This window comes from Paenibacillus monticola (assembly GCF_009664975.1).
GTDB classification, from domain to species: Bacteria; Bacillota; Bacilli; order Paenibacillales; family Paenibacillaceae; genus Paenibacillus_AQ; species Paenibacillus_AQ monticola.
The window spans coordinates 48,098-69,046 of the sequence record NZ_WJXB01000002.1 but is presented as its reverse complement, the minus strand read 5'-3'; the positions used below and the strand labels follow the sequence as shown (position 1 = coordinate 69,046).

19 protein-coding genes and 1 pseudogene are annotated in these 20,949 nt (G+C 45.0%); 7 read left to right on the top strand and 13 right to left on the bottom strand.

The genetic code is table 11. From position 1 onward, the window contains the following. Window positions 1-7 precede the first annotated feature (7 nt). The gene (locus GJB61_RS04755) at window positions 8-763 is read right to left on the bottom strand and encodes a magnesium transporter CorA family protein (RefSeq protein WP_229521483.1); all 756 of its coding nucleotides are present in this window, start codon (window positions 761-763) and stop codon (window positions 8-10) included. Between the two features lie 184 nt (window positions 764-947). Here GJB61_RS04755 and GJB61_RS04750 point away from each other — a divergent pair, with 184 nt between their 5' ends. After that, window positions 948-1,667 carry a hypothetical protein gene (locus GJB61_RS04750; RefSeq protein WP_154117343.1) on the top strand — a complete coding sequence of 240 codons (720 nt, stop codon included), beginning with the start codon at window positions 948-950 and terminating at the stop codon, window positions 1,665-1,667. Here the strand turns inward: GJB61_RS04750 and GJB61_RS04745 are convergent. Next, complete coding sequence (locus GJB61_RS04745; protein WP_229521482.1) at window positions 1,659-2,369, bottom strand: L,D-transpeptidase family protein; 711 nt, start codon at window positions 2,367-2,369, stop codon at window positions 1,659-1,661. The two genes, GJB61_RS04750 and GJB61_RS04745, sit on opposite strands and share 9 nt — an antisense overlap. Window positions 2,370-2,730: 361 nt before the next feature. Here GJB61_RS04745 and GJB61_RS04740 point away from each other — a divergent pair, with 361 nt between their 5' ends. From GJB61_RS04740 to GJB61_RS04725, 4 genes are all read left to right on the top strand, one after another. Continuing rightward, window positions 2,731-2,910: a hypothetical protein gene (locus GJB61_RS04740; protein WP_154117342.1), complete on the top strand. Its 180-nt coding sequence runs from the start codon at window positions 2,731-2,733 to the stop codon at window positions 2,908-2,910. Window positions 2,911-3,004: 94 nt separating this feature from the next. Then, complete coding sequence (locus tag GJB61_RS04735) at window positions 3,005-3,748, top strand: response regulator transcription factor (RefSeq protein WP_338115675.1); 744 nt, start codon at window positions 3,005-3,007, stop codon at window positions 3,746-3,748. Beyond that, entirely contained in the window at window positions 3,745-4,818 is a 1,074-nt protein-coding gene (locus GJB61_RS04730; RefSeq protein ID WP_154117341.1) for a sensor histidine kinase, read from the top strand. The genes GJB61_RS04735 and GJB61_RS04730 overlap by 4 nt, the downstream gene beginning before the upstream one ends. Further along, entirely contained in the window at window positions 4,819-6,054 is a 1,236-nt protein-coding gene (locus GJB61_RS04725) for a molybdopterin-dependent oxidoreductase (protein ID WP_154117340.1), read from the top strand. 2 nt (window positions 6,055-6,056) lie between these two features. Here GJB61_RS04725 and GJB61_RS04720 read toward each other — a convergent pair whose 3' ends face one another. The 4 genes from GJB61_RS04720 to GJB61_RS04705 form a co-directional block, all read right to left on the bottom strand. After that, window positions 6,057-7,022 carry an NAD(P)-dependent alcohol dehydrogenase gene (locus tag GJB61_RS04720; protein WP_154117339.1) on the bottom strand — a complete coding sequence of 322 codons (966 nt, stop codon included), beginning with the start codon at window positions 7,020-7,022 and terminating at the stop codon, window positions 6,057-6,059. Continuing rightward, complete coding sequence (locus tag GJB61_RS04715) at window positions 7,019-7,246, bottom strand: helix-turn-helix transcriptional regulator (protein ID WP_154117338.1); 228 nt, start codon at window positions 7,244-7,246, stop codon at window positions 7,019-7,021. The genes GJB61_RS04720 and GJB61_RS04715 overlap by 4 nt, the downstream gene beginning before the upstream one ends. A 2-nt stretch (window positions 7,247-7,248) precedes the next feature. After that, a complete protein-coding gene (locus GJB61_RS04710; protein WP_154117337.1) occupies window positions 7,249-7,692 on the bottom strand; it encodes a hypothetical protein in 444 nt (147 codons plus the stop codon). Between the two features lie 211 nt (window positions 7,693-7,903). Then, window positions 7,904-10,066 (bottom strand): extracellular solute-binding protein, encoded by a 2,163-nt coding sequence (locus GJB61_RS04705; RefSeq protein ID WP_154117336.1) that lies wholly within the window; start codon window positions 10,064-10,066, stop codon window positions 7,904-7,906. 191 nt (window positions 10,067-10,257) lie between these two features. Between GJB61_RS04705 and GJB61_RS04700 the strand changes: the two genes are divergently transcribed. Next, window positions 10,258-11,169 (top strand): glycerophosphodiester phosphodiesterase family protein, encoded by a 912-nt coding sequence (locus GJB61_RS04700; RefSeq protein WP_154117335.1) that lies wholly within the window; start codon window positions 10,258-10,260, stop codon window positions 11,167-11,169. Window positions 11,170-11,368: 199 nt separating this feature from the next. On the opposite strand, the gene GJB61_RS04695 is transcribed toward GJB61_RS04700, so the two are convergent. The 3 genes from GJB61_RS04695 to GJB61_RS04685 form a co-directional block, all read right to left on the bottom strand. After that, window positions 11,369-13,078, bottom strand: coding sequence for an ABC transporter permease (locus tag GJB61_RS04695; RefSeq protein ID WP_154117334.1), 1,710 nt, complete (start codon window positions 13,076-13,078; stop codon window positions 11,369-11,371). Between the two features lie 12 nt (window positions 13,079-13,090). Further along, window positions 13,091-14,107: an ABC transporter ATP-binding protein gene (locus GJB61_RS04690; protein WP_154117333.1), complete on the bottom strand. Its 1,017-nt coding sequence runs from the start codon at window positions 14,105-14,107 to the stop codon at window positions 13,091-13,093. 110 nt (window positions 14,108-14,217) lie between these two features. Next, window positions 14,218-15,327, bottom strand: coding sequence for an extracellular solute-binding protein (locus tag GJB61_RS04685; RefSeq protein ID WP_154117332.1), 1,110 nt, complete (start codon window positions 15,325-15,327; stop codon window positions 14,218-14,220). 437 nt (window positions 15,328-15,764) lie between these two features. On the opposite strand from GJB61_RS04685, the gene GJB61_RS04680 reads away from it, so the two are divergent. Beyond that, window positions 15,765-17,192 carry a family 43 glycosylhydrolase gene (locus GJB61_RS04680; RefSeq protein ID WP_154117331.1) on the top strand — a complete coding sequence of 476 codons (1,428 nt, stop codon included), beginning with the start codon at window positions 15,765-15,767 and terminating at the stop codon, window positions 17,190-17,192. A gap of 113 nt (window positions 17,193-17,305) precedes the next feature. Here the strand turns inward: GJB61_RS04680 and GJB61_RS04675 are convergent, their stop codons facing one another. The 4 genes and pseudogenes from GJB61_RS04675 to GJB61_RS32505 form a co-directional block, all read right to left on the bottom strand. Next, window positions 17,306-17,683, bottom strand: coding sequence for a PilZ domain-containing protein (locus tag GJB61_RS04675; RefSeq protein WP_154117330.1), 378 nt, complete (start codon window positions 17,681-17,683; stop codon window positions 17,306-17,308). Between the two features lie 226 nt (window positions 17,684-17,909). After that, entirely contained in the window at window positions 17,910-19,451 is a 1,542-nt protein-coding gene (locus tag GJB61_RS04670) for a flavocytochrome c (RefSeq protein ID WP_154117329.1), read from the bottom strand. A gap of 176 nt (window positions 19,452-19,627) precedes the next feature. Further along, a pseudogene (locus tag GJB61_RS04665) lies at window positions 19,628-20,398 on the bottom strand (IS5 family transposase). 389 nt (window positions 20,399-20,787) lie between these two features. Further along, window positions 20,788-20,871, bottom strand: coding sequence for a (2Fe-2S)-binding protein (locus GJB61_RS32505; RefSeq protein ID WP_154118114.1), 84 nt, complete (start codon window positions 20,869-20,871; stop codon window positions 20,788-20,790). Between the last annotated feature and the right edge of the window lie 78 nt (window positions 20,872-20,949).

Genomic DNA, 20,949 nt, shown 5'->3' with positions numbered 1-20,949 from the left:
CTTCCTTTCATTGCTGATAGAGTTTCGTCTGTTTTATCAAGGCATCGAGTTCCTTCATACAAGGCATATCTTCAATAATCTTATAATCCGTATTGTCCAAAAGAGAGATCTCCAGCAGCAACTGATCCAGTTTTAGCAGAATTTCTTCATTTGCCCCCACATAGCCGCTTATGTAGCCGAAATACTCCTTGTAAAGCTCAGTTTTCTTCTGTACCAGTTGATCCGATAACTTTACAGCTTTTTGCTGACTGGTGAAGAGAGAGTATTCCGAAGCATCAAACACACTAAGATTGTTAAGAATTCCCCTGATATTCAGGTAAAATAGCTTCTGAACCTCATGGATGACGGATTCAAATTTACGGTAACTCAACTCCGTAGGATCAAATCGCTGCCCCAGAACGTTTAGCAAGGTAATTTTTTTCTTTTCAATCCGCTCCAACTGATCGATAGCCAGAGAGACTTCATTTTTCAACACTTTTACATTCCTGTAATGGGTAAGTTCGGCTATATAATCCTCAGGGGTGTTCAGGTTCTTAAGGGATTTAACTGCCGGAGGTTTGAAGAGCAATGTATAACTTCCATAAAGGACAATGAGAAGACTGATACATAAAAGGGTGATGCCAGAGGCGGTCTCAAGTGCACTGGCACCGCCTATTTCCACGCCCAGCAGCCCCGGTGACAAAACAGCAATATTCAGAAACACAACTCCGGCAATAATGCTGAGCAGTTTGGCGGCTCTATTCAGGATATACACCTCCTCCATAGTAGTATATTTCGCAAGGGCTCATTCTGCTTTAGTTTAACAGAGAATAACAACGTTAGCTCCCTAAACTTTACCAAAAATCTCAAAAATAAAAAGAAAACAGGAATCAAGTATCTGTTATTACGTTGCAGGATTTGTCTATGTTTCACAATTGCTTTTATAATGGCAAAGGGGGGGAATCAGTATGGATGGAGAGTTACATCAGTTGCTGTGGATCACGGCATCAGGTAATGGGTTCTTGATGAGCGGAGCAGATGCATCCCGTAAGGGATTAGAGCATACCGACAATCTGGAGGTAAAGTTTACAGATGGCTTGCATAGCTGGAATTGGTCGGAATGGCTTAATTATCTGCGCGAGGTGGGAAGCCGCCGCCTGATGTTGTTAGGCTACGGTGTAACCGTAGTAGGGGCGTCGGAAGAGTCGCTTTGGGTTCCCGACTGGAAGCTGGATCATCACCGTTCAAGAACAAGGTGGACGGTTACATATACGAAATATATGATTTCTGCTGACAATAAAGGACAGCGTGAGTTCATTCCTTTGACTGAATTATCTGCAAAGTTAAAAGATTTGTTGCAGCAGATAGGGCAACTGTCAGTAGAGATCGATGAAACCTTCTGGAAAGACAGCTTTTTTGATCAAGGGATCGCCATTCTGGAAGGATTACCTTCTGCTCCACAGTTATCTTTTGACTTGCCATCAGTCTATTCGGATCAAGCGCACCGTCTGTTGGATGCGGTCTACAAAACATGGGTGTTCGGAGGCATGGGCTCATGGAATGATAGTCCGCCATTCTCTGCCTATACCCATAATCGAAAACAGGAATATGATAAAATTTCCATAGAGCTGTACGAAACCTTGCTGCAATGTGCCCGGGGAGTTGTAAATTCCGTTGTGCTAACGTAGAGCAAACCCAATGGCAATTGCCGGTGACAACGCCGGATCAAGCAACTTCATCAGCTTCAGCAGATTGCTCTCGGACATGGCAATGCAACCGGCGGTTGGTGTATTCGCAGTCCTCCAGACATGAAGAAAGATCGCACTCCCTTTCCCGGGGATGATCGGATCATCATTGTATCGTAAGACGATTGCGTACTTGTATAACGGTTGCAGAAGTCGTTCATACGAATCCCAGCGTTGGTCTGGATTGCCGGAATAGGATACCCATTGGTTATATTGTGCAGAAGTGCGATCATCGACCCAATAATCAGATTTGGTTGTCCTCATATATTGAAGCATAAGTCCTTGGGGCTTCACGGCCGTTCCGAAAGCCTGACCAAGCGGATAAACTCCAGAAGGCGTCCGCCCGTCACCTTCCTTGGTTTTTCCGATTCCATTTGGGCCAATAGTTACAGGGATGGCAGATAGGACGGAAATCCATTTCCCGTCTTGTTTCTCGCGCAAGGAGAGCAAACCCGTTTGCGAGAGAACAGACTTCGTCTCGACTACGACGATCTGGCTGGCATTCAGGAGGTCGGCTTTGTATGGCCAGGATGCTGAGAAACTTGCTGCAGAGGCATGGGAAAGAGGGAGGTTTGTGAAGATCAGAATAGCTAGAAGAACGGTCATAGTAGCGAGTGATCTATATTTGAAGCCAGGGTTGGACATGTGCTTCCTCTTTTCTTTAGCTATCATCGTTGAAACGTTTGATAGTTAGAATACTATCATATTGAAAAAATAAACATAATTATGGCCCTCACTTTTAATGAAGTGGGGGCCTTTTGACGCTCATTAATGTGTGCTTTTAGCACTCTTTTTGTGTAAGATTGCTGACGTGGCAAAACCATTCTATTCTCCAGTTATATCAATGTGCATAAATGAGATGATTCAGTGAAAAGGAGGAAACGTAATACTTTCGTAATTATTTTCTAATGCTTTCGCAAGAGGTTCGTTCTTGTATGGTTAGCTTTGTTCGTTAAGATGATTAGCAGATAGACAAATACTTACTAATTCAGAGGAGGAGATTTACGTGAAAAAAGGAATCTTAGCTGTACTATTCTTGGGGGTTATATTGATGCTCAGTGCTTGCAACTCGAATAAGAACGACATGAATAAGGGGAACACGAACGTTATGTCTAACACTAACACTGAAATGAAGGGGAATATGAACGGCGAAGAAATGATGAATGAGGAGATGACGGACAAATAAAAGAGCGCAGAAAGTGCTGGGGTCGTACAAGTGAGACAATAACGATATAATATAACTACTAAATTGGATACGAGCAAAACGGGAGGAAGCAGTCGTGAGCGTCAAAATAATTATAGCCGATGATGAACGAATTATAACCGATGTATGCCGCCGTTATTTGGAGCGCGAGGGCTGGACGGTTTGGGTGGCAGCAGATGGAGAGGAAGCTCTGCGCCTCTGGAGTGAGCAGCGTCCAGATTTACTCGTGCTCGACTTGATGATGCCGAAGCTCGGCGGGATTGAGGTATGCGAACGGATTCGGCAAGTGGAAGAGACTCCAATAATTATGTTGACGGCTCGGGGAGAAGAAGCTGACCGGCTGCTCGGACTAACCATGGGTGCCGATGATTATATTACAAAACCGTTCAGTCCAAGAGAGCTTGTGCTGCGAGTTAAAAATATTTTGAGAAGAACGGGCGTTTATGCACGTGCTGCAGCGAATAAAGAGACGCCGGTATTTCCTAACGCTGATGAAACGGAACAGCCGCCAATCTTTTTTGAAGGATTATCTATATTCCCACAAGAAAGACGGGTAACGGTTAGAGGAACTGAGGCGGAACTGACGGCTACAGAGTTTGATTTGCTGCATCTTTTAGCTAACTACCCGGGTAAAGTGTTCTCGCGTAGTCAACTATTGAATCAAATTTGGGATGTCGCTTACGATGGGGATACTACAACCGTTACAGTACATGTGCGCCGTTTGCGTGAGAAAATTGAAGACAACCCATCGGAGCCTGTCTGGATTAAGACGGTGTGGGGAATCGGTTATAAGCTTGAAGGCAAGGGTGTGAGCGAATGAAGCTTCGTACCTATTTGTTGCTCGTTAATACGATCAGTATTGCGTTTATCATTATTTTGCTGGTAGCCTTTTACCGTTATATGCTGTTGTCGATGGGTCAGTTTATATGGCTGACAACTGCGACAATTGGTGCGGGAGTGGTGTCAGTGCTTCTGCACTTCTTTCTATTGCGGCCGCTTGAGGCGGCGGTACGTCGAATTGGGGAAGGGGCCAGGCGCATAGCGGCAGGGGATTTGCAGGCTCGAATTGAACATTCGGGATTAAAGGAGTTCAAGCAGCTTGCCGATCAGTTTAATCATATGGGAAGCAGCCTTGAGGAAAGCTTCCGCCAGGTGAAGGCTGCGGAGTCGGCACAGAGAGAACTTGTGGCCAATATGGCGCATGATCTGCGAACCCCGCTCGCTTCGGTGCAATCCTATGTGGAGGCGTTAGAGGATGACATCATTCAGGATGAGAGGACATTCCGCAATTATCTAGCGACTATCCGCACAGAGACGGTCAGACTCGGCATTTTGATTCAGGATTTGTTCGAATTATCTACGCTTGATAAAGTGAAGCAGGAACCTGAGGAACTGAAGTTATCGATCGCTGAGGATGTTCTTGTTGAACTATTGCCGCGGTTTACGAAGCCAATAGATATGAAGTCATTGCAGTTTAACGTGAAGCTGCCTGATCGGTCGTTGAGATTGCGAATAGCACCAAGGCATCTGCAGCGGATCTTACAGAATCTGCTCGAAAATGCAATAAGGCATTCGCCAAAAGACGGAAAGCTCTCGATAACTGCTGAAGAAATAGAAGGTATAGGTGGAACGATCGTCAGGTTTACTGTATCCGATGAAGGTGAAGGTATTTCGGTTGAAGAACGGGAACTTATATTCGAGCGCTTCTATCGCTCCGATCATTCACGAAGCCGAGAGGGAGGCGGTGCTGGATTAGGACTCTCCATTGCGAAGCTCTTAGTCGAGCAAAATGGAGGCCAGATAGGCGTCTTGGCAGCATCCCCGCAGGGGAGTGAATTTTGGTTTACTCTCGAAGCATTTCAGGAAGAGCGGACAGGAGGCGGTAGATGAATGAGCGGGATGTTGGATCGAATTCGCAAGGGCTATGGGAAGAAGCTGATCTCTCTTCATATGTGGAACGGCTGGATAGTCTTGATCCTGGCCTTGACTGGACTTATTCTCATCGGCGGGTTCTGGCGAGGGTTCCTTGGTGAGGGACGAGTCTGGATTAAATGGCTGCATATTGTAGTAGGTATTGCATCCATTCTTCCGGTTATTTACTATTTACTGCTAGCGGCAAAGCATTGGAAGCAGCTGAAGAAGAAGCCCTGGCAGCGATTTAATGTACTAGTTGTGCTGGGATTTCTGCTAGGTTGGTTTGGTTCGGGTGTTCTGTTATGGCAGTTTAAAATGGTAGGTCCAAGCATTTCGAATGTTGCATTAGTTGTACATGATTTGCTTACATGGATTGGACTTCCCTATATTATTTATCATTCTATTACACGGCTAAAATGGCTGAAGGAACCGAACCGTCGAACCGTCAAAGAGAACCATTCAGCAGCGGTGCTTCAACCGGCCGCACCACAGGCTGTATATACACGGAGAGCTTTTGTCCGCGGGGCGATCGGTGTGGGTCTTGCGGTCACGCTAGGACCCTCTTTTCTAAAGTGGTTGGGTAATTCGCTTGGCGGCATCGGCGGGAGTCAAACGCTTGATAAGCTGATCGAAGACAATGCCAACAGGCTAATTCCGAATCCGATACCACTGCCGGCATCGACTCTACCGTTAGGTGGCGGCGCTCAAGGACATTTTCGCGTATACACAGTGACGCCGATTCCTTCATTTACGAATGAGAACTGGTCGTTTACGATCGACGGGCTTGTCGACAAGCCCTTCAAATGGAATTGGGAACAGTTTGTGGAGCAGAAGCGTATGGTGCAGGTCAGCGATTTTCACTGCGTGACGGGCTGGTCCGTTTACAAGAACACATGGGAGGGCATTCCACTGAAAATGCTGCTGAAGCAAGCAGGCGTACAGTCGAATGCCCGGACGGTGAAATTTTATTCCGGAGATGGCGTTTACACGGATTCACTAACGCTGGATCAAGCTGATTTGGATGATGTCATGGTTGCGGTGATGCATGATGGCAAGCCCATACCAAGTGATCTTGGTGGACCTGTCCGGCTCATTGTACCGAAAATGTATGCTTACAAGTCCGTTAAATGGCTGAACCGAATCGAGCTAATTGAAGACGATTATATCGGGTATTGGGAAGCAAGGGGTTATGCGAAAGACGCTTGGGTATGATGTTATGCGATAGTTATAATCACATTTCCTTTCTTGTGTCCTTGTTCAACATACCTGTGAGCCTTGGCAGACTGCTCCAACGGAAAATGTCTATCTATAACTGATTGTAGCTTCCCAGCTTCAACAAGCTCTCTGAGGAAGACTAGATTTTCTTTATTCTGCTTTAAACCCGCAGCCGTGAACATTGCTTTTTTGCTGCCGATTTTTGAAGTCCATAACATTTGAAGCATGATTCCCAGAGTAGGGGCAGTAGAGAGAAATACCCCGCTTTGGGTTAGTGATCTATTGCAACGTGAATATGAACTCTTGCCTACCGCATCGAAAATAACATCATACGTCAGGGCACTTTTGGTGAAGTCCTCTGTGGTATAGTCAATTACCTTATCGGCTCCCAGCGATTTCACTAAGTCTACATTCGTCGTACTGCACACCCCGGTAACTTCTGCCCCGAAAATCTTCGCAAGTTGTACTGCATAAGCACCAACTGAACCGGAAGCACCGTTGATCAGGATTTTTTGTCCACGCTGAATTTCGGCTGTATCTCGAAGGAAAATCAAAGCCGTTAAGGCCCCATCACAGATGCCGACGGCTTCTTCGTAGGTCATATTAGCTGGTTTAAGGGCCAAGGGGTCGCTTTCAGGCAGACATTTATATTCGGCATGTGCACCAAAGGTACGTGGACTTACTCCAAAAACTTGGTCGCCTGGTTTAAATAATTTCACGTTTTTGCCTACAGCTTCGATTTCCCCGGATAACTCAACGCCTAATATCGCATATTTGGGTCTTCTGAGACCATACAGAAATCTAACCATAAAGGGGTCAGCCTTTCGAAAAGCACAGTCAGAGGGCGTCACGACTGCTGCATGTATTCTTATGCGTACTTCGTCATCCTTAGGAGTAGGTACGTCAACCTCTTTGAGCTGAAGAACATCCGGTGATCCGTATTGTGTGCACACGATCGCTTTCATATTGACGCCTCCTTCTTTCCTATAAAAAACACTTCTTCGAGCGGTGAGTTGAATACAAGTGCAATCCGAAAGGCCAATTCCAGAGAAGGGGAGTATTTTTCTTTTTCGATGGCTACGATGGTTTGTCGAGTCACACCTACTTTTTCCGCCAATTGCTGTTGGGTCATTTCATGATGCTCAAAACGTAATTTGCGAACGTTACTGCGAATCAGCAATTTGTCCATCTTCAGACACCTCTCCGATAAAGATAGAGCTGAGTGATAACTCCAGCCACCTCTGACACTAAACCAGAGAAGATAAGAATGATGAACATCGTTGAGGGTGGCATCTCTATGACCAATGATCCCATCGATAAAAGAAAGCCGAGAATAAACACATAATGAGAATTTCGGGTGGCCTTCAATTCAATTAATTTGTCTAATTCATCGGAAAATGAAGGCTCAATCTCATTCGTAGTTATTCTGTAGATGATATTAAATACAATAGTAATGATGATCTTAACTACAATCGATACCGGGATTAAGATCAAGATGCTGGCTCCCCAAAAACGGAAGTTGTCTATCAATTCTGTGCTCTCTTGATGTACTTGAAATACATAGGAACAATAGAAGCCAAAAATTAGTAAGGTGCTGAGTAGAGATACAACGTTCTTTTTTTCTTGATAGGACATTTCTTCTCCTCCTGTACGCTTGTATTTACTTGTAGTAAAGTATTATGTACATAATGTAATATATAACACTCTAAATGTAAAGTATTTCATACACTAAATTGCAAAAAAAACCTGCTTTATTTGGATTTTAATACAGCAGGGTGAGCTTTACTTTCAGTAATTTCATCCGCAAGTTCTTTTAGATGTTGCAACAGCTTTCTCTAGGCCATCCTCACAAAAAAGAATTCGCAAGCTGAACATTAATATGTTCTATGGTTTCCTCGATATTCAAAATATTTTGCAGCGCTTTTTTGATCGACAATCCGATAATAAGCTCCAACCTTTTGGTGTCGATCCCGGTGCCATCCAATCCTTTAGTTTCTCTGATTCCTTGGGAACTCCATTTATTGGCTTCTTGAAGCCAAGGATACAGCGTACGTATCGTATAATTATCGCTTACCTCCGGATTGGCTGTTGTTCCGCCCAATAAACTGATTTGCTCCGCAATTCCCGTCTGATTTACCCATTTGATAAAACGAACGGCTTCCTTTATTTTTTTGCTGTTTTTGGAGATGCCGATAACTCCTCCGCCCAGAAGCGGCGCATTGCCAGGAACGGGCGCCGAGCCGATAAAGGTCCCAACCTCACTATGTGCGATTCTGGAGACATGGTTCATGAAACCGATTACCATAGCGGTCTCCCCTCTGGCGAAGCTGTTGACGGATTCTCCCCACCAGGATTCATTCAGCTTTTGGGCGACGCTTAGCGTATCCATAAAATTCTCAAGCGCTTTAGTGGCTATAGGCGGATCAAGCCTCAACCCGTTTTCACTGATTAATCTGCCGCCCTCTGCATAATAGCGGATTAAAAACTCAAGAGCGATAATTTCGGATCTTCCTAGAGTAACGCTGGTGCCGTAAAGAGTCGGTGAATCGCTATAACAGGATCGGGAAAAGAATTTGACCAGTTCGTTGTAGGATGTATAGTCCGTAGGAACCGTCAAATGTTTTTTATATTTTTCAAAATACATGCGTTTAATCATCTGATCTTCAAACAGATCTTTCCGGTAAAACAGCATTTGAACGCTTGGGTCAAAAGGAAAGGTATAAGCGGTTCCTTCGACATTCATATAATTATCCTTGATATGCAGCGGAAGTGCATTTATAATCTCGTCCAATTCGCGGTCCAACTGCTTAAGCGGGTGGAATACATCCTTTCCGAACCAGGCTAGCCAGGCCATATCCATCCGGATGATGTCATAAAACCTATTGTTTGAATGATCCGTCAAAATTTGATAAATCTCCTCGTAAGTGTGAATGGCGAGTAATACCTTGATGCCAGTTTCCTTGGTGAAATGGGGCAATAATTTCTTCAGCGCGTCCGTCGTCGGACTGGGAATCGTAAGCATTGTTAGGGTTATGTTGTTCTCGTTCTTGACAACTTCGCCGTCCACGGAGTCCAGTCCACTGTTCTCAAAGATCATACGAAGAACCGGTTTATCCTGCTGATTGACCTGATTAATCAGCAGATTGGCAATATGATGCCCAAGCATCTGATAGTTTTGACGGTACTTTTTTAGCTGATCGTCAAATGTGGATTCAGTCGGGGCCAGACATAAAATTTGCGGTCGTGTTACAGCTGACCCGTAGTAATTGGCGTTTTTTAATAACTGTGCCCGGCTAAGGCTTGAAGCAACTATGATCTCCGGCGACTCGTCTTCAAAAAATTCAAAAGCCGTTCCATATGAATGATTCAGCGGGACATGTATGATCTTGATCGAGCTACCCTGCAACTGCCCGGCAATCATTTCGGCCAACTGCCGCTCATTCGAAAATTTCTGTTCATCCGCAAATATGCCTATGGTTTGAAACTGATTGTCAGATAGATAGCGGCCGATCTCCATTCCTGCCTTTACGAAGTCGAAAGAAACGAAAGACTTGCCGTTTTTAATTTCTCTATTAACAAATATGATGTTTTCTTGCGGAATATCTAATTCATTGTAATAGATGGAGGCATCGTCAAGGCAAGAAATCGTTATAATGCCGGTTACCCGCTCCTCCGCAATTTCTTTTAGTATATTTTTTTCGTTAAGCGGCAAGTCATAGGTGATGTACAGATGCGTTCGGTAACCCAATTGGGACAGAGTTTTATCTAAACCTTTGTACATTTGGGAATATTCCTCGGATTCGATGCTCGGAATAATAATCGAGATGGATTTCGTCACTCCGGAACGCAAAGACTGCGCTGTATAGTTAATTTTGTATCCTAGTTTACGGGCTGCTTCTTCGACGAGTTGAATTTTCTTCGCGCTGACGTTGCCTCTTCCGTTCATAACATTGGAAACGGTCCCGTGCGAGACTCCCGCCGCTTTGGCAATATCTTTAATTGTAGCCATATTTCAATTGTCCTCCCTTATCACACGCTTACTCTATATTACTTCATATTAATTTTGACGTTCAATAAGTTATTTCAAAATGATCATAGTAGGGTGATCTTTCAATATGTTGTTATTGAAATTGACACGTACCAATTTTATTGATAATATGAATTTATATATACTTCATATAGGATCAGGAGGCAAATTTCATGTTCGGAAAAGCAGAATTTAGCGACATCAATCGGTTGTTCAATCAAAAATTCAGCGATCGTGGTGTTTTGATTGCAGTCCATAGGGGTAGCCCCGGCGGCAATATTATTGAAAATACGATACCCGCTTATAAAGCCGCTTTGCTGCAAGGCGGTGATTTGCTGGAGGTCGATGTTGCCAAGTCGGCCGATGGCATACTGTATATGTTTCATGACGGCGGGGAACCAAGATTGCTTGGCGAACCGGATAATATTGCAACGATGGATTCTTCCCGAATCGACCAGTTGCCTTGTTTGAACAATCTTTTGAAGCCTACGAACACCAGACTTGAGCGTTTGGAGCATATTTTAAGCTATTTTAAAGGCGATACCATATTTAATATAGACCGAGCCTGGTTTTTCTGGCCGGAGCTGTTCGAGGCGCTGGACCAAGTGGATATGATGAATCAGATTATTATAAAAGGGCATGTGATCAAGGAAACCTTGGAGATGTTCAATCAGCACGGGAATAAATATATGTTTATGCCGATTATTATGTCTATCGAACAGATCGATATGGTGTTGTCTTACTCTAACATCAACCTGGTCGGCATGGAGCTGATCGTAAGTTCAGAGACAGATCCACTGTTTCAGAAGGAGGTTATAGACCGGCTCCATGATTTAAATTTGTTTGTATGGGCAAACGCAATTACCCTGGACGATGAAACGAAGTTATTCGGGGGACTGGATGACGATATTTCGATTATTCAAAGCCCTGAACTGGGCTGGGGAAAGCTGCTGGAGAAAAAAATCGATATTATTCAAACTGACTGGCCTGCTTTATTGTCGGCTTACAGAGATCAATATCTGAAAGCGGGTGGAAGAACGCCAGCGCAAAACACAGCAGCAGGTTCCGCCACCGGGAACTGGTAGAGCAGAGCGCATCAAATACGCAGGAATCGAACCGGAATATAATCGAAAATAAGCAACCGTCACCGGGCATCCAATCCGATAACGGTTGCTTTTCATTTTCTGAGCAAGTAAAATCCCCTCCGGTTCAGCGTATTTCCGCTCATCCTGAGGGGATTGTCATAATCTTGGAAAGCTTCCTCATCGCTTCGGCTTAAGAAGCCTATGCTTTCGATTTTCTTCCGTAAACTAAATAGAGGGTTACGGTTGAAATCACCATTAATACAACGGAATAAACCAATCCGAGTGCTTGGGTGTCAGCAGTCGTTTGCCCGCTCGTCGCATTTTGGATAGCGATGCCCAGCGGTTTGAACAGTGGATGGTACAGAAATATGGTTAAGTCATAGTCTGCCAAATGGCTGTTGAAGTTAAGCGCAAGTATAGCCAGGGTTGAAGGGAGGACAATGGGAAGAATCACTCTTCTGAACGTATAGAAGGTGCTGGCTCCCAGACTTTTCGCTGCATCCTCCAGGGAAGAATCCACAGCGAAGAAAGCAGCCCTCAACATGCGCAGCGTGAACGGAATCAGAACAATTACATAAGCGATCATCAGAATCCACATCGTTCCGGTCAACACGTTGTTTGCCAGAATCCATCTTGGCGTGTCGTACGTAATAATCAGACCCAGAGCAATCAGCGTAGACGGCAGCAGCCAGGGGATCAGCATCGCATATTCCAACGCGGTCGTACAGATATTGCTGTATTTATGAAGAAAGCGTGATACCGTCAGCGATAGCGCAACGACGAGAATAGCGGCTGCGGCGGAATAAACAATACTGATGATATATGGCTGATACGCATCAGCTTCGGTGAACAGCATTCGGTAGTTGGCAATTGTAAAATGGCTCCATGATAACGTGGATGTGGAGATGCTGTATGCATCCGTAAAAGAAAACGTAATGGTCAGCAGAACCGGCAAAGCGTAAACGATAAATAGCAGGTAGGCAAGAACGTGAACCAGCGCGTTCAGCCACTTGTTTCCGATTTTCTGCTTCTGGATTTCCGATTTCACTTTGGAAACAGAAATATAGTTGCCTTTTTTCTCGATTTTTCTAAGGAATATCAATAAAATCAGCGTAGCTGCTCCCAAAAATATGGCTAGCACGGCAGCCATGTCCCGGGAGGTCGGGCTTTTCGAAAACGCGAGAATCATAGGGGTGATGGTCTGGAATTCCGTTCCGCCTACAATAAGCGGCGCAGAGGTTGCCCCCAGGCCGGTCAGAAAAAGCAAAATGGTGATGGCGAACAAAGTGGGCTGCAATACCGGCAGTACAACTCTTCGTAAAATATAGAACGAAGATGCGCCCATATTCCGAGCTGCCTCAACGGTTTGAAAGTCAATCTTGCGAATGGCGTTAGTCAGGAAAAGGACATGGTTGGATGTGCAGGCAAACGTCATAACGAAAATTACGGCCCAGTACCCGTGGAACCATCCGGCAGGAAAAAAGGGAAACATATTGGACAGGAATTTCGTAATAAAGCCTTGTTCGCCGTATAGAAATTTATAGCCGGATACCAGCACGATCCCGCTGTAAACAAGTGTAGTATAATAGCCAATTCTGAGCAGTCGGGAGCCTTTTATGTCGAAATATTCGTTAACGAACACCAAGAAAATTCCAATAATATTAACAGTAACGACCATAGAAACCGCCAAAATAAAGCTGTTAAGCAAACTTTTCAAAGCTCTTGTGGAGTGAAGTAATTTTTGGATGGGTTCTATGGAAAAGGTTCCGTTCACCCAAAAGACGGCTTTCAGCAGGTTAAGATTCGGATAAACCAAAAAAGCAACGACAAACCATGTTAAGAACAAGCCGATGATCAGACCGATGATGTTTCCCAAGGTTACATATTTTCTTATGCGTTCCATTGTCATGAGGACAACCTCCTAGTATTGCAAAATGTCGTCGGGATGGATATAAATATCCATTTGATTCCCTTTGACATAGTGGTTTCGTCCGTCTTCGATTTCCACCTTTTTTAGCGAGGCTCCGTCTATTTCAAACGTATATTTCGTATAAAGCCCGTAGTATTCGGCTTCGGTCACACTGGCCTTCATTTTAGCAAATCCGGCGCTATTCCGATCGGGGACTAATGTATGAACCCTCTCGGTTCGCAAATAGGCAACTTTGGACAGATCAAATGTTTTGCCCGATGCGGCTGTTACTTTCTCCAATAGGGTCCTGCCCAGCTTGTTGATATCTCCGATGAAATTGCACACGAATTCGGTTGCGGACTGATTGTATATTTCGTAAGGCGTACCAACCTGCTCGACAACCCCGTGATTGAACACGGCAATGCGATCCGATAAGGTCAGGGCTTCCTCTTGGTCATGGGTAACGTAAATCGTGGTAATGCCAAACTTCTTTTGCAGACTTTTCAGCTCGTTTCTCAATTGGACACGCAAGCTGGCGTCCAGGTTGGATAAAGGCTCATCCAGTACGAGCATGCTTGGCTTTAGTACCAGTGCTCTGGCGATCGCTACACGCTGCTGCTGTCCGCCTGACAGCTCGGACACTTTCTTGAGTAACTGTTCGCTCTTCAAATCCACTTTTTGCGCGATGGCTCTAACCTCGGCATCAATCTGTTCTTTTGGCATTTTCTTGACCTTCAGACCGAAAGCGATATTCTCATATACATTGAGGGTCGGAAACAGGGCATAGCTTTGAAAAACCATACTGATATCTCGCTTCTCAACGGGCAAGTGTGTGATATCTTTGCCGTTCACATAAATGGCGCCACGCGATGGGTTAATAAATCCTACTAAACTTCTTAGGGTTGTTGTTTTTCCGCAACCGGAAGGGCCTAGCAGGGTGAAGAATTCGCCTTCCCCGATCTGCAGATTCAAACTTTTCACTGCGGTAAAATCATTGTATTTAATTTCAACCTCTTTAAATTCGATCATGACTCCCTGGCTCCTCGCTTGTCTGTCTACAAATAAAGGCAGCCGGCAGAGCGGCTTCGATGCGCCGTGGCACACCGAAACCGTTCTGCCGGGGATGCGCATTATACGGGTTATGGCAAAAGCTCAAGCTGAATTTTTTCAACCCAGTTGTTGATGTTTTTGTTGACGAACGCCCAATCGATATCCTGCTGCTTGACTGAAGCTTCCAGGTCTTTAATGTCCTGCGCCGCGTTCTCAAGCGCTTTGTTGTTTGCCGGCATGCTAGAGAACTGCTTGGACCATTCCGTTTGCACTTCCGCGCTGCCGAACCAGTCTACAAAGGCTTTTGCGCTGTCCAGATTCTTTGTGCCTTTCACGATGGCTGCCTGTTCGACGATAAAAGGAACGCCGATTTCGGGTTTCACGATCCCGGCTTTTACGCCGTATTGTTGCTCCCGGGAAGCAATGCCGCTTGAAAACATAGGACCAAGAGGAGTTTTTTCGCTTGCCAGGTTAGCATAGAAATCCTCGCCTTCGGCTTTGTAAAAACCGAATTTCAAATAATTCTTCATGGCATCCCAGCCTTCCTGGGAAATCCCGTATTCGCCGTTTGGATCCTGATAGCGAACCAAGATGCCTGCAAGTGTTGCCTGGACTGTGCCTCCGCCCAGATCGCCTGTTCTTGGTGCATCGTATTTATTATGGAACTGTTCGTCGTTCCACAAATCCGGCCAATCTTTCGGAGCGGTATTCTCGTCATACATTGTAGAATTATAAATCATGAGAATGGCTTGTTTGACAAGAGCATGGAAATAGTCGTCCTTATCGCTTAAACCGTCCGAAACTTCGTCCGCCCAAGCAGGCTTGTACTGCTCCAGCATATCTTGAGCTTTGAACTCCTCATAGTTCATTGTGCTTAAGCCATAAATAACGTCGGCGACCGGTTTGTTCTTCTCGGCAATCAGCCGGTTGGCGATGTCGCCGCCTCCGCCTTCCACAATTTGCAGCTCGAAGCCTTGCTCCTTGGCCTTCTCCTTCAGCCAGTCGCCTCTGCCGTCGGAGGCAGAGTTTGTGTAAATGACGAGTGGAGACTTGGCAGAATTGGTCGGTTTGGCAGAATTGGTCGAATTGACTGGATCAGCGGCATTGGTGGTAGAGGCGTTATTCCCACATGCGGCTAAAGAACTGGCTAATGCGATTCCGAGCAGAGGTAGTAAAATCCGTTTTAATTTGATTTTCATTCGAATCTCCCTTTTTTCATTTTTTGGAACGTGTCAATTTCAATTTCATTATACCAACCTCCCAAAATGACCGTCAATCGAATTGATGTTATTTAACGTGGGGTTAATAAAATTAACAAATCTCAATTTTCGACAATATCCATCATATGATCTAACTGTAAAAGAACCGAATTGCTGCGCTCCTTTTCTTTATAGAGACGGTTCATATATCGTCAAGCTAAGAATGACAAAGATAATTTAAAGATGCCTCAGTATAAAGGCGCTTACATATGTTGTACACTAATATCAAACCATATAATTACATATTTACCATGATAATGCCGAGGGGTGATGCTTGAATAGTCTTTGCCGTCTGGTTAGTAAGCAGGATTATTGCATGAATTTGAACTGCATACCGGGAATGTATCCCGGATACAGGTAATGGGGAGGTAGCACTTATGAAAAAAAAGTTTTTGAGCCTATTTTTATCAGGAACAATGCTATTGTCCGTATTTATCGGATACACATCCTCTTCCTCAGCCTCGGCTGCGGACATCATGTCTGGAAACCCTATTTTCACTAGTATATTTACCGCTGATCCCTCTGCGCATGTGTGGGATGACGGACGTATTTATGTTTATGCGTCACATGATATTTTCCCTTCTAGGGGTAGTGATTTAATGGATAAATATCACGTCTTCTCATCGGACAATATGGTGGATTGGGTGGACGAAGGAGAGATTCTGCGTGCTGATGATGTGCCGTGGGGGCGTCCGGAGGGCGGCTTTATGTGGGCTCCTGATGCCGCTTACAAAGACGGGACCTATTACTTCTATTTCCCTCATCCCAGTGATACGAATTGGAACAATTCTTGGAAAATCGGTGTGGCCATAAGTGATAAGCCTGCCGCAGATTTCACCGCCCAAGGCTATATAGAGGGGCTTCCCGGCAGTAATCTTATTGATCCTGCTGTATTCCGCGATGACGATGGAAGCTATTATCTTTATGCCGGCGGCGGCGGAACCGGCTATGGCGTGAAGTTGGGAAGCAACATGATGTCGATAGATGGGGCGGTCAAGCAGTTCACCGGGCTGCAGGACTTCCATGAGGCCAGCTGGGTCTTTAAGCGGAATGGTATGTACTACTTGATGTATTCCGACAATAATCCCGGTGCCAACCGGATGCGGTACGCCACCAGCAACAGCCCGCTTGGACCATGGGTAAACCGCGGCATCATTCTCGACCCGGTAAAAAATAGCGAAACATCACATGGCTCTATCGTGGAGTTTAAGGGTAACTGGTATATGTTCTACCATAACTCCGAAATCTCCGCCAACGGTACGCTGCGTTCTGTCAATGTGGATCGGTTATACTTCAATCCAGATGGAACCATCCAAAAGGTAATACAGACGACCGATGGTGTCCCGGCTGTCGGGCCACGTTCCCATGCTACAGAGATAAAGTATTATGATTTGATTAACGAGAACTATGAGCAATATACGGTGAAGACAGAATATCCCATGAACAGTAGCAACGTATCCATCGGAGGCGGGGCGGTCCGGTCGGGTAATAATATTGAAAATATGCATATCTCAGGTTCCTACTTCGAGTTGACTGGTGTCAATGGCGGCGCAGGTGGCAAGGCGCTTCTTACAGTGATCTACGCTTCCGCTGACAATGGTGCAGCCTTCAAAGTGGACGCTAGCGGCGACCCAGCTGGTGACGGTTATTTTCTTTCTCTGCCTGGAACAGGAGGATGGGGAACTTACACGGGTCGAACCAGCCGCCTGATTGATTTAAACTCAGGTATGAATAACACTATTCGGATGAGTGGTGGTATGGGAGGAGTTAATGTATCTCGCGTTATTGTTTCGTTGATACAGTAATGTTTAGGGGTAGACAAAACTGCACCTAAACTACGTAAGTAATTGGAGCCTCAGGGTTCAAGCAAAAAGCCCGCACTATGCGCGGGCTCATTGTCTTCAGTTCTCATCTGTTTTTATTTCACGATTATTTTATTCTGACCGGCAAGGAGTCGCAGCTCACGCGGGAGCTGCTCGCGATCATGTTCGGCAATCTCCAGCTGAACCCCATAATAGTGATTATCTGCCTCCTCAAGACCCCAGCGCAGTGTACCTTCCAGGCACAGCGGTTCTTCATGCAACACGAGATTCATGCTGATGCGGATTTGATGGGTATCCACGTTCAACGCAAGTGGCATCCACAGACGACAGCCCGATTGGCTGATGTTATGCATGAATGCCTTAATAGGTTTGGTGGGAGCAGGTATTCCATTTATGCTTACAATATACAGATTGAAGGGAATAGGCTCTTTAAATGAGTATCGGAAAGGTTCTTTTCTGTGATTGGTCGTCATAGGTTCCTCCATAATGTTCCAGTAATATCGGCCTACTTATATCATCGTCAGAAAAGATCCCTAGATGAAGAGGAACCCGGGAAACTTCACCCTCTGGATAGAAGACCCGTATTGAGAATAACGTATTAATATGGATTTACAAACAACCGCTTGAGCTATGTTCAGCCCAAGCGGTTGTTTGTTTTTTTGTTAAATAGATAGAAGTGAGTAGAGCTGATAGCTTAGTTTATTGTGAGGCTACGAATTCAGCTGCTTTAATACCGGCTTGGCGGCCGAAGATTATGATTTCTGCTACAGAGTTTCCGCCGATCCGATTCTGACCGTGTAAGCCGCCTGCAACTTCGCCTGCCGCGAATAACCCAGGAATAGCTGTGCCTTCTTTATTTAATACTTCTGTGTTCGTGTTGATAACTACGCCGCCCATCGTGTAGTGAATCCCAGGTCCGATTTTAATAGCGTAATATGGCGCGCCGGACAAGTCATTGTCCATGCCTGTCGTTCTACCGAATTCGGCATCCTTTTTATTCTTCACTGCGCTGTTCCATGTATCCAGCGACGTTTGCAGTTGTGCTGCTGGAACATTAATTTCTTTTGCCAGTGCCTCGATAGTGTCCCCTTGAATTACGAAGCCCATTTTTTCATACTGTTCAATCGCCTTAACACGGGTTTTTACGCCGGAATCAAAGATAAGAATGGCTGCTTTTTCGGGAAGTGTATTGATTGCAGCGGTAACTTTATCACGCGTATTCATTTCGTTAGTGAAACGTTTGCCTTCACTTGAAATTAGGAGAGCTCCTTCACCGCGAACAGCTTCCCCTATGAGATAGGATTTTTCTTGCTGCACAGTGGGGTGAACTTGGATTTGATCCATATCAACGGTTGTGCCGCCGACTTTCTCGATCATCTTGATGCCGTCTCCGGTACTGCCTATTTGGTTGGTGGTTACGTAACCTGCCAAATCAGGTCTTACTTCCGTAATCATATCCATATTGGCGCCGAAACCACCGGTTGTTACAATAACAGCATTTGAAGTGATGTTTTTCTCATCTGCTTGATTAAAAAGCACTTTGACGCCATTTATCTTGCCGTCTTGTTCGGTAATTTCCTTAACATCGGCGCTCACAAACAGTGGAATACCTTTATCTTGTAAGTTTTTCACCAATCCTTTGACTAGGTATTGACCTACGGCCGAACCGTCTTCAGGACGGTGTGTACGCTTTTCGTTCATGCCACCAGTAATCGTGATATTATTCAAGCGAATTCCAATGGAATCCAACCATTCGATTGCACCTGCGGAATTGTCAACAAAGAAACGAAGCATCTCCTTGTTGTTGGTACCATGCCCGCCTTTTAATGACTCTTCATAAAATAAATCATTGCTGTCTTTAATGTTTTGCTCTTTTTGAAATTTGGTCTCAGATGCGTTCATCCCCGAAGAGGATTTGTTTGTATTCCCGCCGACAACCGGCATTTTCTCAAAAATAACCGGGTTCAGGCCTTTTTCTTTGGCCTCCAGTGCAGCAGACATACCCGCACCGCCTGAACCGATAATGATGATATCGTATTTATCTTTTAATTGATCATACGGTGTATAACTTGCTTCAGATGCTCCTGAAACGCCCTCAACTTTGCTAGTTTCGTTGTCCTTACTCAAGTTCTCGTTGCCCTTGTTGTTACCTTTGCTGTTGCCATCCCCGTTGCCGCATCCTGCGATCACGAGCATGACTGAGAGAATGAGAGTAAGGGCAGCGGCTGCTGTCTTCTTCATTTTATAATCTCGCCCCTTTGTGCATATTTTCACAATAAGCATAGCGGATAAGTTCCTGCCCATGGAAGCATTAGTAATTAAAGAAAGGGTTAAGTAATTAAAGTAATCTGTCTATATAAACCGTAATTAAGATTAAAACCTGACTAGGGCGTGTCTGAAAACTAATCTTAATGGGGCTAATTTAACAAAATCATCGCAGAAGCCAGAAAGGCAAAGCTCATAAAATTTAGTGAAAGCTTGTCATAGCGTGTTGCGATCCCACGGAATTGTTTGAGTTTGTTGAAAAACATTCCACCCCATGGCGTTCTTTATAATGGTAAAAATCACAGGCCCAAGGATCTGTCGCATTAGACTTGGGCGGAATGCAGAACGTTGCGTTTTGGGATTCAATATAGGTTCAAATATTTTGGGTTCGCAGGCTTTATCGGCTAAAACAATACTTCCGGACAACGTTACGTCAGAGAGGACTTCAATGGCTAACTTACAGTCATGGATGTTTCCAGATGTTAGAAACAGACGAACCGGATTACCCAGTGCGTCTACTACAGCGTGGATTTTGGTATTGCGTCCCCCTCGGGAAAGTCCAATTTGCTGGTTGGTTTCGGCGTTTTCGGCCCCTTTTTAGCCCCCGCTGCATGCTGATGAACTTTACAGGAGGTGCTGTCCAGAGAGACATCCTGCAAGTCCGCATCGCGGGTCAAGGACTCAAACACCTTTTGAAATAGGTCGTCTTTGCTCCACAAACGAAATCGGGAATACACCGTTTTCCAAGGACCGAATCGTTCAGGCAAATCACGCCATGGAGCCCCTGTTTTTACTTTCCAAAGCATTCCATTCAGCATGACTCGATTGGACTTCGAGGGTCTGCCTTCTCCTGTATTTTCGGGCGGCAATAGATGTTGTATTCGTTCCCATTCTTCGTCCTTGATTTCGTGGCGTCTTTGCATCTTTTTACAATCCCCTCGTGAGTTCTTTCTTGTAAAATTATGCTACGGCTTCGCTTTTGAAGTAATATCTAGTTTTCAGACACGCCCTAATGAAATCGGCCCGAAATGTAAGCTCTGACAAAAAAATCAGCTATTATATTACGATAGTTCAGGCTGACCGCAAGCAAAGATTTGATATTTTTTTAAAGAGCAGACAGCATATGATCATCTATGTCAATGATTTGAACAATCCTCACTTGAATGCATATAAAATAATAAGTCCTTATTATCCGCAAGCACTGGAACAAGTTTTTGACTGATTATTGTTGATATAACCTGCTTCTGGGTACTATGAACAAGCTTTCATCGTATAACTACAGCATAAAGAGCCTGCAGCTTGCGCAGGCTCTTTATGCTGTTCCCCGGTATCCAACCCGGAAGAGTATTGGGCAGCTACTGCAGTATCCATGATCCGCCCTGAGCTGATAGGCCAGACAAGTAGGTCCCTTAATAGCTGCGGTGCGGAGGGTTTGGGTCCGTTCTGAACTTAGGAATGATGCGAAGCCCGAATA

What these genes read in the sequence shown, in the direction of transcription:
- GJB61_RS04755 (WP_229521483.1), bottom strand. Translation starts at nt 763, where the DNA reads ATGGAGGAGGTGTATATCCTGAATAGAGCCGCCAAACTGCTCAGCATT.
- GJB61_RS04750 (WP_154117343.1), top strand. Translation starts at nt 948, where the DNA reads ATGGATGGAGAGTTACATCAGTTGCTGTGGATCACGGCATCAGGTAAT.
- GJB61_RS04745 (WP_229521482.1), bottom strand. Translation starts at nt 2,369, where the DNA reads ATGTCCAACCCTGGCTTCAAATATAGATCACTCGCTACTATGACCGTT.
- GJB61_RS04730 (WP_154117341.1), top strand. Translation starts at nt 3,745, where the DNA reads ATGAAGCTTCGTACCTATTTGTTGCTCGTTAATACGATCAGTATTGCG.
- GJB61_RS04725 (WP_154117340.1), top strand. Translation starts at nt 4,819, where the DNA reads ATGAGCGGGATGTTGGATCGAATTCGCAAGGGCTATGGGAAGAAGCTG.
- GJB61_RS04720 (WP_154117339.1), bottom strand. Translation starts at nt 7,022, where the DNA reads ATGAAAGCGATCGTGTGCACACAATACGGATCACCGGATGTTCTTCAG.
- GJB61_RS04715 (WP_154117338.1), bottom strand. Translation starts at nt 7,246, where the DNA reads ATGGACAAATTGCTGATTCGCAGTAACGTTCGCAAATTACGTTTTGAG.
- GJB61_RS04710 (WP_154117337.1), bottom strand. Translation starts at nt 7,692, where the DNA reads ATGTCCTATCAAGAAAAAAAGAACGTTGTATCTCTACTCAGCACCTTA.
- GJB61_RS04705 (WP_154117336.1), bottom strand. Translation starts at nt 10,066, where the DNA reads ATGGCTACAATTAAAGATATTGCCAAAGCGGCGGGAGTCTCGCACGGG.
- GJB61_RS04700 (WP_154117335.1), top strand. Translation starts at nt 10,258, where the DNA reads ATGTTCGGAAAAGCAGAATTTAGCGACATCAATCGGTTGTTCAATCAA.
- GJB61_RS04695 (WP_154117334.1), bottom strand. Translation starts at nt 13,078, where the DNA reads ATGACAATGGAACGCATAAGAAAATATGTAACCTTGGGAAACATCATC.
- GJB61_RS04690 (WP_154117333.1), bottom strand. Translation starts at nt 14,107, where the DNA reads ATGATCGAATTTAAAGAGGTTGAAATTAAATACAATGATTTTACCGCA.
- GJB61_RS04685 (WP_154117332.1), bottom strand. Translation starts at nt 15,327, where the DNA reads ATGAAAATCAAATTAAAACGGATTTTACTACCTCTGCTCGGAATCGCA.
- GJB61_RS04680 (WP_154117331.1), top strand. Translation starts at nt 15,765, where the DNA reads ATGAAAAAAAAGTTTTTGAGCCTATTTTTATCAGGAACAATGCTATTG.
- GJB61_RS04675 (WP_154117330.1), bottom strand. Translation starts at nt 17,683, where the DNA reads ATGACGACCAATCACAGAAAAGAACCTTTCCGATACTCATTTAAAGAG.
- GJB61_RS04670 (WP_154117329.1), bottom strand. Translation starts at nt 19,451, where the DNA reads ATGAAGAAGACAGCAGCCGCTGCCCTTACTCTCATTCTCTCAGTCATG.